The organism is Paludisphaera borealis, assembly GCF_001956985.1.
GTDB classification, from domain to species: Bacteria; Planctomycetota; Planctomycetia; order Isosphaerales; family Isosphaeraceae; genus Paludisphaera; species Paludisphaera borealis.
In genome coordinates, this window is the sequence record NZ_CP019082.1 from 3,767,983 (window position 1) to 3,781,616 (window position 13,634).

At 64.8% G+C, this 13,634-nt stretch carries 11 protein-coding genes; 5 read left to right on the forward strand and 6 right to left on the reverse strand.

Annotated elements, in window-relative coordinates; translation table 11 throughout:
- Window positions 1-54 precede the first annotated feature (54 nt).
- The 5 genes from BSF38_RS14680 to BSF38_RS14695 all read left to right on the forward strand — a co-directional run bounded on the left by BSF38_RS14680 (window position 55) and on the right by BSF38_RS14695 (window position 6,185).
- Window positions 55-1,155 (forward strand): TolB family protein, encoded by a 1,101-nt coding sequence (locus BSF38_RS14680; RefSeq protein WP_168189378.1) that lies wholly within the window; start codon window positions 55-57, stop codon window positions 1,153-1,155.
- A gap of 234 nt (window positions 1,156-1,389) precedes the next feature.
- Complete coding sequence (locus tag BSF38_RS14685) at window positions 1,390-2,394, forward strand: DUF1559 domain-containing protein (protein ID WP_168189379.1); 1,005 nt, start codon at window positions 1,390-1,392, stop codon at window positions 2,392-2,394.
- Between the two features lie 693 nt (window positions 2,395-3,087).
- The gene (locus tag BSF38_RS14690) at window positions 3,088-4,203 is read left to right on the forward strand and encodes a hypothetical protein (RefSeq protein WP_076346781.1); all 1,116 of its coding nucleotides are present in this window, start codon (window positions 3,088-3,090) and stop codon (window positions 4,201-4,203) included.
- 31 nt (window positions 4,204-4,234) lie between these two features.
- Window positions 4,235-4,588, forward strand: coding sequence for a hypothetical protein (locus tag BSF38_RS30735; RefSeq protein WP_145952132.1), 354 nt, complete (start codon window positions 4,235-4,237; stop codon window positions 4,586-4,588).
- 139 nt (window positions 4,589-4,727) lie between these two features.
- Window positions 4,728-6,185 carry a DUF1501 domain-containing protein gene (locus BSF38_RS14695; RefSeq protein WP_076350915.1) on the forward strand — a complete coding sequence of 486 codons (1,458 nt, stop codon included), beginning with the start codon at window positions 4,728-4,730 and terminating at the stop codon, window positions 6,183-6,185.
- 50 nt (window positions 6,186-6,235) lie between these two features.
- Here the strand turns inward: BSF38_RS14695 and BSF38_RS14700 are convergent, their stop codons facing one another.
- The 6 genes from BSF38_RS14700 to BSF38_RS14725 all read right to left on the reverse strand — a co-directional run bounded on the left by BSF38_RS14700 (window position 6,236) and on the right by BSF38_RS14725 (window position 13,096).
- Window positions 6,236-7,933, reverse strand: coding sequence for an arylsulfatase (locus BSF38_RS14700; RefSeq protein ID WP_099092093.1), 1,698 nt, complete (start codon window positions 7,931-7,933; stop codon window positions 6,236-6,238).
- A gap of 88 nt (window positions 7,934-8,021) precedes the next feature.
- The gene (locus BSF38_RS14705; protein ID WP_076346783.1) at window positions 8,022-8,318 is read right to left on the reverse strand and encodes a hypothetical protein; all 297 of its coding nucleotides are present in this window, start codon (window positions 8,316-8,318) and stop codon (window positions 8,022-8,024) included.
- The gene (locus BSF38_RS14710; protein ID WP_076346785.1) at window positions 8,315-8,752 is read right to left on the reverse strand and encodes a hypothetical protein; all 438 of its coding nucleotides are present in this window, start codon (window positions 8,750-8,752) and stop codon (window positions 8,315-8,317) included. Before BSF38_RS14710 ends, BSF38_RS14705 begins: the two co-directional genes overlap by 4 nt.
- Window positions 8,753-8,832: 80 nt before the next feature.
- The gene (locus BSF38_RS14715; protein WP_076346787.1) at window positions 8,833-10,641 is read right to left on the reverse strand and encodes a tetratricopeptide repeat protein; all 1,809 of its coding nucleotides are present in this window, start codon (window positions 10,639-10,641) and stop codon (window positions 8,833-8,835) included.
- Window positions 10,642-10,692: 51 nt separating this feature from the next.
- Window positions 10,693-11,655: a YybH family protein gene (locus BSF38_RS14720; RefSeq protein WP_237170469.1), complete on the reverse strand. Its 963-nt coding sequence runs from the start codon at window positions 11,653-11,655 to the stop codon at window positions 10,693-10,695.
- 304 nt (window positions 11,656-11,959) lie between these two features.
- A complete protein-coding gene (locus tag BSF38_RS14725; protein ID WP_076346791.1) occupies window positions 11,960-13,096 on the reverse strand; it encodes a P-loop NTPase family protein in 1,137 nt (378 codons plus the stop codon).
- Window positions 13,097-13,634 lie beyond the last annotated feature (538 nt).

A 13,634-nucleotide genomic window follows, 5' to 3' on the forward strand; every position in this document is an offset into this window, starting at 1 on the left:
ATCCGGCAAGTCGAACCAATGCCGAACCTCGCGCCGGAGGATTATCAAACGTCCATGCGTTACACCTTGTCCGCCGCACCGTTGCTGCTCTTCCTGCTGGCGACCAGCGTTCCCGCCGACGAACCCAAGCCCCCCGGGCTGATCGCGTTCGCGGCCCGGCGGTGGGAAGGCGAATACCGCAGCCGCGACATTCCGGGAGGCGTCGAGACGACGCCGGTCGTCGGGTCGATCTACACCGTGCGGGCCGATGGAACGGGGCTCTGCAAGGTCGTCGAGCCCGGCCGCGACGCCAACGCCCCGGCGTTCTCGCCCGACGGCCGCTGGCTCTATTTCCAGTCCAACGCCGACGGATCGTACCAAATCCAGCGCTGCCGCCCCGACGGCTCCAAGCCGGCGACGGTCGTCGCGCCCCCCAGGTTCGGCCCGTCGTGCAAGAGCGTCTACGGCCTGAATATGGCCTCGAACGGCCGGATGGTCATGACGGCCTACGACGGTCGAACCGGCCGGGTCGCACTCGCCGACGCCGACGGCGCCAACCCGCGCCTCATCGCGCCCGACGCCGGCTATCTGTACATGGCCTGCCTCAGCCCCGACGGCCGCACGATCGTCTGTTCGGGCCCGGCCGCCGGCTACCGCCTGCAACGGATCGAGTTGGACGACCCGAAGCCGGTCGTCCTCACCCCCGACCACCCGGAATCGTTCGTCCCCCAGTTCACCCCGGACGGCCGGACGATCGTCTTCTTCCGCCGCGACGGCGAAATTTACCGCGTCGAGCGCGACGGCCGCAACCTCCAACGCCTCACGACCGGCGCGAAGCACGTCGAGTTCCGGCTCTCGCCCCAGGACCACCACGGATCGAGCGACGCTCCCCACGTCTCGCCCGACGGCCGCCGAATCGCATACGTCGCCGAAGCCGACGGCGCGCCCGAAGTCCACGTCATGAACCTCGACGGCTCCCAGCAACGCCGCCTGACCCTCCGGAAGTCCCCCTGCGCCCGCGTCCGATGGAGCCCCGACGGCGCCTGGATCGCCTTCGTCTCATTCGTCGGCAAATATCCCCAACTCTTCATACTCCCCGCCGAAGGAGGCGAGCCCCGACAGCTCACCAACCTTGACGAGGCCGTCTACTTCCTCGCCTGGCAGCCGAAACCTTGAAGGCGGATGCCGCATGTCCCGGTTTCGACTCCGCGACACAGAATGGCGACGACTCACCGACTATTGAATTTCGTTAACCTTGATCGATTCTGGCGCTTTTCGCTGGTTCCGCAGGATTCCATTGACAAAACCATGACAGTTGTCGTCCTAATTCACGCCGTTCATTCCTCCTCGGTCCTTCGCGATGGGAGGCATACGAGCATGTTTCGTCAGATATTTCGACGAAGCCCGGTCTTGTCCGCACGGCCCGGATTCACTCTGATCGAGATTCTCGTCGTCGTGTCGATCGTCGGGCTGTTGACGACCTTGCTCCTGCCCGCCGTGCAATCGGCCCGCGAAGCGGCGCGGAGGGCTCAGTGCGCCAACAACCTGAAGCAGATCGGCCTGGCCTTGCACAACTACCAGTCGGCCCACAGCTCGTTCCCGCTCAACTGGAGGGACCCGCGCGTGGATCCGGAGCGAAGCCGCCCCTGGTACGTAGCCGGTCGGCCCTATTCCGCGCTGACTCGGCTGCTGCCCTATATCGAGCAACAGCCGGTCTACGCCTCGATCAACTTCGGCGAGGAGACTTTTCCCAGCGACCTGACGTCGGCGTTCCCGTTCCCGCAGAACCAGACGGCGTACTCGACGAGGATCGCAACCTACCTTTGCCCGTCCGATTCGGGACCAAGCCCGACGCCTTACGGCTGCAACTACCGGGGCAATTACGGCCTGGGCCCCATGCCTAGCACCAACGGAGAAAGCTTCGACAGCGGCAACGGCTTTTATTCATTCCCCGGCGTGCTCGGCCCGTACTCGTTCCCCGACGGATTGTCGCACACCGTGGCTTACAGTGAGCGTCTTCGGGGCTCGGGCGACCACGGCGGCCTGGCGCCCGCCCGCGACTTCGGCAACATCCTGGTCATGGACGCCTGCAGCAGCCGGAATGCAGACTACGCGCTCGCTTGCTGCAGGCTGGCCGCGACCCGGGATTTCCCGGTATCCCGGCAGGCGGGCTTTACCTGGTTCTACGGAGACTTCGGATGCACCGCCTACAACCATGCCCAGGAGCCGAACGGGCGGATTCCCGATGCAGTCCAAGTCGATGCATGGATCGGAATCGTCACCGCTCGCGGCGCGCATGCGGGAGGGGTCAACAGCCTGATGGCGGACGGTTCGGTGCGGTTTGCGAGGGACTCCATCAACCGCAAGGTCTGGCGCGCTCTGGGTACCAGAAACGGCGATGAACTCGTCGAATGACGTCGGCTCCCCAAGCGCGAGCAGATCGAAAATCCTGACGACGTGTCGGGATTCACTACGAAAAGGTAAGAAAGGAGATCGATTCCATGTTCTCACGATTCCTGCCCTCATGGTCGACAGCGTCGCAGACGTGCGGGCATACTGTGCCTGGAAAATGCATTACAGATTCCATCTGTCTTCCGACGGGATTCCAGCAGCCGGGATTCTGCCAGATCCCGGGAACGGTCGTCATCCAATAGTGGGCAGCTTGAATTCCGACGTGCCCCATACCAACGCAGCCGACGCCCATCTGACTCAACGCGCCTTGCAGGACCATCGCACACTTAACTGTTGATGGACAAGGGGTTCTGGCGATCCTCCCCTGAAATCCCAGGGATTCAGAGGCTGTTGGAGGCGATCAAGAGGCGTCTAGCGAATCGCCGAATTTCACGGCTCCGCAGGCTCCTTTCATGCGGACGTCGTGGAGAAGAATCCGTTTCCTCGGGATTCAACCTATTCGCCGTAGCTTCCAACCCATCAACAACAAAGTGTGCGCCGGCCCTGGCGTACTTTGGTCTTGCGACTCACAAGTCTACATCGCCGGCGGACAGGCGAACTCACCGGGGGCGTGAACGCTCCTGGGTGAATCGCCCCCTTGCTCCACGCCTCCACCAATCGATACAGGACGACGCAATGTCGACATGCCCATTCATCATGGCATTGACCATCGTTTCCGCTGCCGCCGATGACGGAATCCACGACGTTCGCGCGCTCGTCGCCGCGATGGAGGCGCTCCAACGCCCCGTCGCGGATTTCCGGTGCGAGTTCGAGGGCACTAAGGTTGCCAAGGGGGAGGGGGCCGACGCCGACGAAGATTTCAAGCTGAAGACGGAGGCAAACGGCTTATACGACACGTTCGGCGGCGTTTTCGTATGGAAGCAAGGAGGCGAGATGAACATCGACGCGCTCCATCGAAGGGCCGTTGACAACATAGTCTCGCGCGAACTGGTCCTCGTCCGTCCGCGCGAGCGTGAAGTGGAGTCTCATACCCGCTCGAATACAACCACCATCGGCCATACGGAAATCAGGAAACTCGACCATGTTCCTGTTTGCATGTACGACAGTCCGGCGATGTACTTCCTGATCGACGAAATCAAGCGGTGCATCGATCTCGATTTCTATAAGACCTCCATCGCGAACGACCAAATCGAGGGACGTCCCGTCAAAGCGCTCACCGTGTTTTTGACCTTCAAAGGCCCCAAGGAAATCCCCGATCAACTCCTTATGCGTTACTGGATCGATCTTCATAAGAGCGGCCAGGTCGTGCGAAAGGAATACTACCAGGATGACGTCTTGGGATCGCGATGCGAGATCACCCTGCGATCCTTCAAGGTCGGAAGCGAGGACGTCTGGATGCCCGTCTCGGCGGACATCAAGTCGTATGTCAAGAACGTCAATGGGAAGCCAGCCGTCTTCAAGGATCCGGTCTTACTCCAGTCCATCTACGCAATCGACGGGATCATGCAGTTCAACAAACATCCAGGCCCCGACGTGTTTACAGCCAAATACAAGCCGGGCACACCGATTTCAGACCATGTCCGCAAGCTGAAATACCAATTCGACGAGGAGAAGATCAGCCCGCGGCCCACCATGGCCGAGACCGAGGCGATGCTCCACAGCCAACTCGCCAAGGCGGAGGCGCAGAAGAACGAACTGGTCGCCGCGCCGCTTTCCGAGGGCTTCAACTGGTGGTCCTTGTCGGTTGCGGGCATGGGAGCCGCCGTCCTGGCGTCCTTGGCCGCGCTGTGGATGCAGCGGCGAGCCGGTTGAGGTCGATACGCTGTTCTTGCACGGAGCCGACATGAATACCACCGCAACGTACTTCCGGATCGGTTTGACGGCCGTCGTCTACCTCGCGGCAGGCCTCCACGTCCAGGCTGACGACGAGCGCACCAAGCTCGATTCCGGCGTCAATGCGCTCTTCCTGTTGCATCGCCTGGAAGGCCGACCTGGGGCGGTAGAACAACTCCTTTCAAAGCTCCCGGCACACAATCCGGAAGGCTACTCAATGGCCGAGCTCGCCTCCTCCTCGGCGTCGCGGCGTCGTCCGCATGGGGGTGGATCCGTTCATCCCAGGCACGGCGGTCGTGGCGTCGCTGACCGCCCACTGGATGCAAAGACGCGCCGGGTGAATTCGACATGCCCTCGGGTCTGAATCAAGCGAATCGCAGCCTCGCCAGATTTCCGTTTACTTCCCGCCACGAATGTATTACTTTTGTTAAACACCATAAAGGGTGAGTGGTTGGGAGAAGTCGTTCCGCCGCGAGGTCGACGAGTCGAGAGGAGCCGACGCCATGTTGCAGATCGACGGCAAGCCGCACGCAGCCTGCGATGGGGTTTCGCGACGGCGCATCCTTGAGGCGGCCGGCGTGGGGTTGTTCGGGCTGAGCCTGCCGAGGTTGCTCGCGGCCGAGGAGGCGTCGGGCCGGGGACAGGGGCCGAGGCCTCGGGCGCGGGCGGTGATCTTTTTGACTCTGTTCGGCGGGCCCAGCCAGCTTGAGACGTTCGACCTCAAGCCCGACGCGCCCGACACGATCCGGGGGCCGTTCAAGCCGATCGCCTCGCGAACGCCCGGGCTGCTGATCAGCGAGCACCTGCCCAGGCTGGCCCAGATCTCCGACAAATTCTGCGTCGTGCGGTCGATGAGTCATCCGTTCAACGACCACAGCGGCGCGGCCCACTACATCCAGACCGGCAAGATCTGGCACATCCCGATCGGCGCCGGCTTCAGCCCCACGCCCAAGGACTGGCCGTCGATGGGCTCGGTCGTCGAGTACCTCGACCAGCACCGCCAGCGCGAAGGCTCGGCCGGAACGGCGGCCTTGCCCAGCTACGCGGTCGTGCCGAACACCCTGGGCCGGTTGCAAGAGACCGGGCTCTACCTCCGGCCGGGCGAGCACGCCGGCTGGCTCGGCCGCCGCTACAATCCACTGACCACGGTGGTCGACAAGAAGAACCTCCAGGACAACCCGTACTGGCGCGACTGCTCCGACGAGGAGCTGACGTTCCAGATCGAGGGCCTCGCGCCGGGCGAGGGAGTGCGGCTCGACCGGGTGAACCATCGGGTCTCGATGCTCGAAGAGTTCGACGGCCGGCGGCGGCTGCTCGACGGCGCGCGCCGGGTCGTCGAGTTCGACCGGTTCCGCGAACGGGCGCTCGGCCTGGTGACGTCGGCGGCGACCCGCGACGCACTCGACGTCCGTAACGAGCCGGCGACGGTCCGCGACCGCTACGGCCGCCACCTGTTCGGCCAGTCGACCCTGATCGCCCGCCGCTTGGTTGAAGCCGGAGTCCGGTTCGTGACCGTCCATTACGACGCCTGCGACGGCTTCGGCTGGGACTCGCACGTCCACAGCGACGACGTCAAGAACCACCTCATGCCCACCTTCGACCAGGCCCTCTCCGCCCTCTTGCTCGACCTCGACCAGCGCGGGCTGCTGGACGAGACGCTGGTCGTCGCCCTCGGCGAGATGGGCCGGACGCCGGTGCCGACCCCGCGATGGGGACGCGGCCATTGGAGCAAGCTGTTTCCCGCCGTCCTCGCCGGCGCGGGGATTCGCGGGGGGACGACCTACGGCGCCTCCGACAAGGACGCCGCGAACGTCGTCGACCATCTCGTGAACCCCGAGAGCCTCGCGGCCACGATCTACGAGGCGCTCGGCGTCTCGTACGAGCTGCGGCTGCCCGATCCCCAGGGCCGGCCGACCGCGATCGTCGAAGGGGGCGAACCGGTCCGCGACCTCTTCGGCTGAGCCCGCCTGCCGACTTCCCGGGGAGGTCGCCGGCAGGCCGCGGCTTCTTCTCAGTTGGCCGCGCGCGCCTGGGAGGCCTTGATGATCTGTTCCTTCACGGCTTCCAGGTTGAAGCTCGCGCCTTTCTGCATCGGCGGGAACTCGATGAACGTCGCGCCGACTTTCGCGACCTCTTGCTGCACGAAGGTGAACCGCCAGAATTCGTGGGAGAAGAAGTTGTAGTAGTTCAGCGACCCGGAAAGCCCGGTGCGCTCGAACGGATCGAGGCGGATGTTCGTGAGGATCGGCCAGTCGGGCTTGACCGTTCCGCCGATCCAGCCGTTCGGTTGATCAATGAATCGGTACTTGTAGTCGTCGACCCGGACCGCGCCGAGCGTTCCCTCAGCGAAGTACAGCACCTCGCGGCGCCGCGACGGCCCCTTGCCGGTGATCAGGTCCATCTGGTCGTAGCCGTCGAGGTGGACCTTGTACGTCCTGTCGCCGAGGGTCTTGCCTTGCTTCAGTTCCTCGGCGATTCCGGGGCCGCCGGCCGCGTCGACCAACGTCGGGAACCAGTCGAGCCCGGAGATGATCCCGTTCTCGACCTTCCCAGCGGGCACCTTGCCCGGCCATCGCACGATGCAGGGGACGCGCATGCCTCCTTCGAGCACGGTCCCTTTTCCGCCGGCGAACGGCGTTTGACCGCCGTCGGGCCAGGTGAAGTTCTCGGCGCCGTTGTCGGTCGTGAAGACCAGGATCGTATCGTCCGCGACGCCCAGATCGTCGAGCTTCTTCATGACCGAGCCGACGATGTCGTCGAGCTGAGCCATCCCGGCCTCGTAGGTGTACCAGCCGTTCTCCGACGTCTGCAACTTGGCGTACTTGTCCGACAAGTGAGTAATGACGTGCATACGGGTCGGGTTCAGCCACACGAAGAAGGGCTTGGCGTCCGCCTTGGCCTTGTCGATGAACTTGAAGGTGAGGTCGAGGATCTCATCGTCCACCGTCTTCATGCGGTCGGGGTAGAGGGGACCCGCGTCCTCGATCTTCTGCTTGCCGACCTTGCCCCATCGAGCCTCTTCGGTCGGGTCGTCCGTCTCGGTCGCCCAGCTATGGATCATGTTCCGCGGCCCGATCTTGGCCTTCAGCTCGGGCGGGTAGGAATGGAAGGCCGGATCCTCCATCGCGTCGAGGTGATAGAGGTAGCCGAAGAACTCGTCGAACCCGTGGGCCGTGGGGAGGTACTCGTTGAGGTCGCCCAGGTGGTTCTTGCCGAACTGTCCCGTCGCGTAGCCGTGCGACTTGAGCGCCGTGGCGATGGTGGGCGCCGCCGCGACCATCCCGACCTTGGCGCCGGCCTGGCCCACGGTGGTAAGACCGGTGCGGATCGGCAACTGCCCGGTGATGAAGTTCGCCCGGCCCGCCGTGCAGCTCGGCTCGGCGTAGTAGTCGGTGAAGAGCATCCCCTGAGCGGCCATCTTGTCGAGGTTCGGCGTCTTGCCCGCCATCATTCCCCGGTGATACGCGCCGATGTTGAACCAGCCGACGTCATCGCCCATGATGAACACGATGTTCGGCTTCTTCCCGGACGAGGCCTGCGTGGTCGTAGCTGTGGCCGTGGCCGTGATCGCGCCGGCGTCGGCGGTGGACGGCCGCGTCGCCCCGTCGTCGGCCCTCGACGCGGGGCTGACGTCTCTTGTAGCGGCGAGGACGCCGAGCATCGCGCCCAGCGCCCCGCAGGCCAACGCTTGAATCGTGCCAATCTTCATCTTCTGAAAGCTCCGCAAGAGGTGTGGGGAGAAACCCGGTCAGGGACGAGGTCCACGCGGGCAACTACGGGATCGGCCGGTGCTTCGGTCACTCGCCGGATCCGTCTTGCTTCGTTTGATCGGTCTTCCCGCGCCGTTCCAGGTATCGTGAACTCGCCGCCAGGCCTTCGATCAAGTGAGGAACTGCGCCGAGGATTCCAAAGGCGCCGAGGATGACCATCCCGTGACCGACGCGGACCTGCCCGTGGGAAACGTCTTCTCGAAACGTATGGGAGGCGTCGCTCAGGCCGATGAAGAGCAGCGCGATCCCTTTCACCAGGTTGGTGAGGGGATTCTCCACGAACGAATTGATCGCCCGCGCAATCCGATCCCGTCGATCGCTCATGATCCGTCTCGCCGAGTTTTCTGTGGGACTACGATTCGGATCGGTCCGCCGCCCGCATTCCGGCTTGCGGCGCGAAGAGACGCCACACACCAGACGGCCAGCGCCGAGTGCAAGACGACCGCCGGTCGCAGGCCGACGCCCGACATCCCCAGGCCGACGCTAGCGTAGCTCAGCAACGCAACGGCCGCGACGTTGTAGAGCAATAAGGCCGCAACCAGGCCCGAGGCCGTCCACCCCAGAGCGTCGTCGCCAGCGAACCAGCAAGCCGCCGCGATTGAACAGAGGGCCGAGCCGAGCAGCCGCCCCATGATCAAACCGGCGGGCGAATCGATCGGAGAACCCAGCAGCATCGAGGCCGCCGCGGACGGTGCGATCAAGAGCGCGACGCCGGTCCCAGCTTCGAGAACGGCGGTGGTGGTGAGCAACGATTTCATGAGTTGTTTCTGACTTGGGAAACGGTCGCACCATCGCGGCGACGGTGCGGCCGTTCCGACCTCACGCGGACGCCGTGGACTCAGCGCGCGAACGCCAGGCCCGGGTCGTTTGCGGGGGCGCCGGTCGCCCGGAAGTTGAAGTGCGTGTCGTCCAATCGGGCGACCTGACCGGTCAGCGCCCCCATCTGGGACTTCTGGTCCGCCGAGAGAGTGAGCGTGCCGTCCGCCAGGGTGGACTTGCCCGAGATCGACGTGGGGGGCTTGCCGGGGGCTGCGATCGTCCAGGTGAAGCCGCCGTCGTCTTTGATCGAGAGCGTGACCTTGGCATTCTGCGGAGCCGAGGCGTTCCAGTCGCCCGTCAGCTTGCCCACGTCGACCGGCTGGGCTTGGGAGGGCGCCGCACTCCCGGCGCTGGCCGGCTGGAGCTTGCTGAGAAGCTGGGCCGAGAGCGTGTCGTTGGGCTGGAGCGCGACCACTTCCTTCAACTGGACGGCCGCGGAGTCGCTGTGCCCTTGCGTGATGTAGTGGTACGCCAGCAGGAAGCGGGCTGGGGCCGACGTGCGGTCCGCCTTCACGAAGGCTTCCAGATTGCGAACTTGCTCGGTGTAGAGATTCGCATCGGAGTAATTCCCGATCAGCGTGGTCCAGTCCCAGCCCGGGCCGACGGAGAGGACCGCGTAGAGAGGTCCCGCGGCCTGGTCGTACTTGCCCTGGGCGAAGAAGACGAGCGCGAGGAATTCGTGCATCGTGGAGTCGTTCGGCATCTGCCCGATCGCCTGCTGATCGCGCTGAAGCGCGGTGGCGTAGTCGTTCGACTTGAACGCCTCGCGGGCCTGATCGAAGAGTGCGGTCGCCTGGTCGGTCACGGTCGGTTGGGGCGCCGCCGCGGCGGTGTTGAGCGGCTGGGTGTAGTCGGGAGCGGGAGCGGAGGCGGCACCATCCGCCGGCTGAGGTTGACCGACGGGCTGCCCAGCGACGGGCGCCGCCATACCGGTCGCATAAGGATTGCTGTAGCCGGAGTAGCCGTAACCGTACATCGGCGAACCCACTCCCCAAGCACCGACGCCAGCCGAGCTGCCCATGCCCATCGCGCCGTAGTTGCCGTTCCAGTAGCCATTGGTCATACCGGGGTGGTACTGGTCGTACTGATTGCGATTCGCGTACCCCGCTCCGACGGCGGCGGCGCCCGCGTTGGAATAGGGGCTCTGGTTGCGATTCGCGTACCCCGCTCCGACGGCGGCGGCGCCCGCGTTGGAATAGGGGCTCTGGTTGCGATTCGCGTACCCCGCTCCGGCTGCGGCGGCTCCTGCGTTGGAGTAGGGGTTCTGGTTACGATTGCTGTAATCCGCGCCGGCGGCTGCGGCGCCGGCGTTCGAGTGGGCGCCCGACTGGTTGCGATTGCTGTAATCCGCGCCGGCGGCTGCGGCGCCGGCGTTCGAGTGGGCGCCCGACTGGTTGCGATTGCTGTAATCCGCGCCGGCGGCTGCGGCGCCGGCGTTCGAGTGGGCGCCCGACTGGTTGCGATTGCTGTAACCCGCTCCGGCGGCTGCGGCACCCGCATTGGAGGGGCCCTGGTTGCGATTGTTGTAGCCCGCGCCAGCGGCGGCGGCCCCGGCATTGGAGGGGTTGCCCGACTGGTTGCGATTGCCGGACGCTCCGGCGCCTTGAGGTCGGGATTCGTTCGTGGAGGGGCGTGGCTGGCTGAACGAGGGCGAGTGGCCCATGGAACCGCCGCCACCCCCGCCGCTATATCCGCCCCCGCGAGCGCCGCCACCCCCGCCGCCATACCCGCCCCCACGGCCGCCGCCGCGACCGGCGAAGACGTCCGACGGACTGGCGAGCATCGCCAGAGAGGCGCCCAGAGCCAGATTCACGAGTGTGCGCGTCATGATGATGAGCCTTGGTGAAAAGGATGTGAATCTCGAATGCATCGGCGGATCTCACTTACCGACCTGGGGAGGCTTGCGAACGATGACGAATTCGTCGACCCCGGGGATCGCCGTGCCTCCCAGAGTCCGTTGCACCGATTGCCAACTGATCCGGTCCTTCCCCAGGCGCCGGACGACGTTCGTGGACGATGCCGGTTGACCGTCCTGGCGAACCCCTTCGACCTTGATCACCCACTCGTCGCCGATGCGTGTGAAGTACCCTTCGCCGTGGCCCCCCTCGGAGTCGAAGATCCAGGTCTTGAACTGCTGCTTCAGGGGGTCCCAGCCGATCCGCTGGGTGCCGGAGAGGACGGGTCGGCCCTCGGTCTTCATGGTGAATTCGCGATCAAGAAAGTTGCCGCCGACGGCCCAAGCGCAGGTGGTGGAGACGACCGCGTCCTGACTCTCGTTGACCCAGTCGCCCACGAGCCACTCCAGCTCCTTGAGGTGGTCGTGGGGGGTAAGGTCGCGGGCGATCTCGTCGCGCACGACGGCCTGCCGCCACTGGCCGCCCTGTTTGACGTACACCGCGACGAACCGGCTGACGTCGGGCGCGCCGGCTCCCGCCGCGGGCTTGATGGTCGTTCGGCCCTCCTCGATCGCCGTCTCCGGCCCGAGAAGGCGGAGTGAGTCGACCTTGATAGTGATCGTACTGCCGGGGTTGTCGGCGAACGACCGGGCGTACTGATCGCGGATGGCGGCGCGGCCTTCGGTCCGCTCACCTTGCTCGTCGACGACGATCCCGTTCTCCGAGTACGTGGCCGCGGCGGCCGCGGCGTCGCCAGCGTCGAACGCCTTGGTGAACGCGTCGAGAAGCACCCGGATCGCCTTCTCGTCGTCGCTCCGTGCGGCCGGATCGGTTGCGGCGGTGGCTTGCGGCGCGGACGGACGCGACTTGGTCACCGCCTGAGCGTAGAGTGAGACCCCAGTCGCGTCGAACGCGACGATGAGCATCAGAACGACCTTCTTCATCATCGTTTACCCTCATGCAAAGACGGATTTTCAGCCTTTGGGACCGAGTCGCCGGGGGCGGAGGACGGGCTTTGCCGCGGATCGGAGCGACCGGCCTCGTCGAACGCGAAGCCGACCGGAAGCGCTCGCAAAACCGAGGCAGATCGATCGGAAGTGAATCAAGGCTTGGGACGTTTCCCACGTGAAGGAAGCGACGCGAGCGACACGTCGCTCCGATGAGCTTTCCGACCTCGCCTCACCTTCTTCAAGGAGAGGGCGAGACGAGGTCGCGGCCCAGCTCTGCCCCGAGACGACTTGGCGCCAGGCCTCAGGGTTGGCCGGGAGGGGGCGGCGGAGGGGCGACGCCCGTGTGCGGATCGGGCTGCGGCCCGAAGTGGTCAAACCCCATGCCGGAGAAGTACGCGGTCACCTTCTTGGGATCCGGCTGGACGGCTTGAGAGCTGTACGGGTTCGAGGCCGGCGCCTGCACCTGGTTGCGAAGCTGAACCAGCATCGGGAAGAGGTGGTCGTACGCCGCTTCCTGCGTGGGCGTCTTGGCCGCGCCGAAGGTCAGGTTGAAGCTGTGCATGAAATTGATCACGCTCCCCAGCGTCGTCGTGGGGTACTTGTCGAGGCCCTTGAGGAACGGCCCGACGGAGGGCGTCTGGAGCATCTTGGTAAGGCCGTAAAGCGCCTTCAGGAAATTGTCGGCCTCGCCTCGGTTCTTCGTCCCCTGGGGGAGGACGCTATCAACCTTCGCCTTGAGCGCCTTGATCGCCGTCCGAGCCTTCGCGAGCGTCTCGGGCGAGACCTGGCCCTGACTCGAGGCTTCCTTCCGGGCTGTCGCGACCACCGCGCGAACCGCCTCGCGCTCAGACTTGAAGTCCGGCGACGTCAGCAGGACGTCGGGCACGCCGTTGGCACTCAGGTCTTCCAGGCTGATCGCGATCATGTTGGCGGCGTACTCGAACTCGATGTTCTTGACGAGCTGGCTGTCGACCTGCTGGGTCGCCGCCTTGATCGCCGGGCCCAGGACCATGGGGTTCGTCAAGTCGTTGAGCACCGCGTTCAGCGCATCCCCGTCGTGAACGTCGAGCGTGGAGGGGTTGTCGTGAATCCGGTTGTAGATCTCCACGCCGGTAGCGCTCTGCTCCTTCTGATTGGCCCTCGAACGCCCGTAAAACTCCTTCGCGTTCCTCTGGTTCACCTGATACATGTACTCGTTCACCTGCATGGCGGTGTTGGCGTTCATCGAGCGGGCCTCGGCCGTCTGCTCGTTGTACGCCCCGGCGCCGGCGGCGTAGACCCCCATGCCACGGCCGATACCCTCTTGAAGGGTCGATGCACCGCCCCAGCCGCCCCAACCGCCGTACCCGCCCGGATACCGATACTGGGCGTGAGCCGGTCCCGCCATGAAGGCGAACACCGCGCTCAAAAGAGTCGCCCGCGCAAGGGAACGAAGCATGCTGAAGCTCCCGGATAGGATCTGCGTGATCGGTGACTGGATGCAAAACCAAAGATGGGGCAGAGCCCGAGTCGAGGCCGGTTTTCAGCGACATGAACCGGCGACGAGCGTCCTCGCCCAGCGCCTCGCGGGGACGAGTTCACTCCTATGAATATCGCTCAATCGAAGCCGACGAACCAGCGCCGCCTCGAACAGACGGAACTTTCGATTCCAAATCTACTCGTTTATCGAGACTCTTTGCATATTCAATATCTATGTTTTTTCACTTTGTCAACTCCGTAGCAATTTGAACGTGATCGGTTTTTCATCATGCGTGGAACCTCGAAGCGCGCCCCCGCGACCCGGGACGATCGACCGACGCAACCAGGCGCGAGAACGCCCAATTCCATCGGCGCGGGCCGGGAGGTCGTCGCTTGTTCGAGGCGCAACGGGGCACCATGCGAGGGCCCCCTTGATCGTGGCGGCCGGGACGCTCCGGCGAAAGCGAGACGAGTCTAGACTAGTGCGCGGATGGGTGACGTGAGCTTACGACTCGGAT

Excerpts from the sequence above, each read along its gene's own strand:
- BSF38_RS14680 (WP_168189378.1), top strand. The coding sequence starts at position 55 with ATGCGTTACACCTTGTCCGCCGCACCGTTGCTGCTCTTCCTGCTGGCG.
- BSF38_RS14690 (WP_076346781.1), top strand. The coding sequence starts at position 3,088 with ATGGCATTGACCATCGTTTCCGCTGCCGCCGATGACGGAATCCACGAC.
- BSF38_RS30735 (WP_145952132.1), top strand. The coding sequence starts at position 4,235 with ATGAATACCACCGCAACGTACTTCCGGATCGGTTTGACGGCCGTCGTC.
- BSF38_RS14695 (WP_076350915.1), top strand. The coding sequence starts at position 4,728 with ATGTTGCAGATCGACGGCAAGCCGCACGCAGCCTGCGATGGGGTTTCG.
- BSF38_RS14700 (WP_099092093.1), bottom strand. The coding sequence starts at position 7,933 with ATGAAGATTGGCACGATTCAAGCGTTGGCCTGCGGGGCGCTGGGCGCG.
- BSF38_RS14705 (WP_076346783.1), bottom strand. The coding sequence starts at position 8,318 with ATGAGCGATCGACGGGATCGGATTGCGCGGGCGATCAATTCGTTCGTG.
- BSF38_RS14710 (WP_076346785.1), bottom strand. The coding sequence starts at position 8,752 with ATGAAATCGTTGCTCACCACCACCGCCGTTCTCGAAGCTGGGACCGGC.
- BSF38_RS14715 (WP_076346787.1), bottom strand. The coding sequence starts at position 10,641 with ATGACGCGCACACTCGTGAATCTGGCTCTGGGCGCCTCTCTGGCGATG.
- BSF38_RS14720 (WP_237170469.1), bottom strand. The coding sequence starts at position 11,655 with ATGATGAAGAAGGTCGTTCTGATGCTCATCGTCGCGTTCGACGCGACT.
- BSF38_RS14725 (WP_076346791.1), bottom strand. The coding sequence starts at position 13,096 with ATGCTTCGTTCCCTTGCGCGGGCGACTCTTTTGAGCGCGGTGTTCGCC.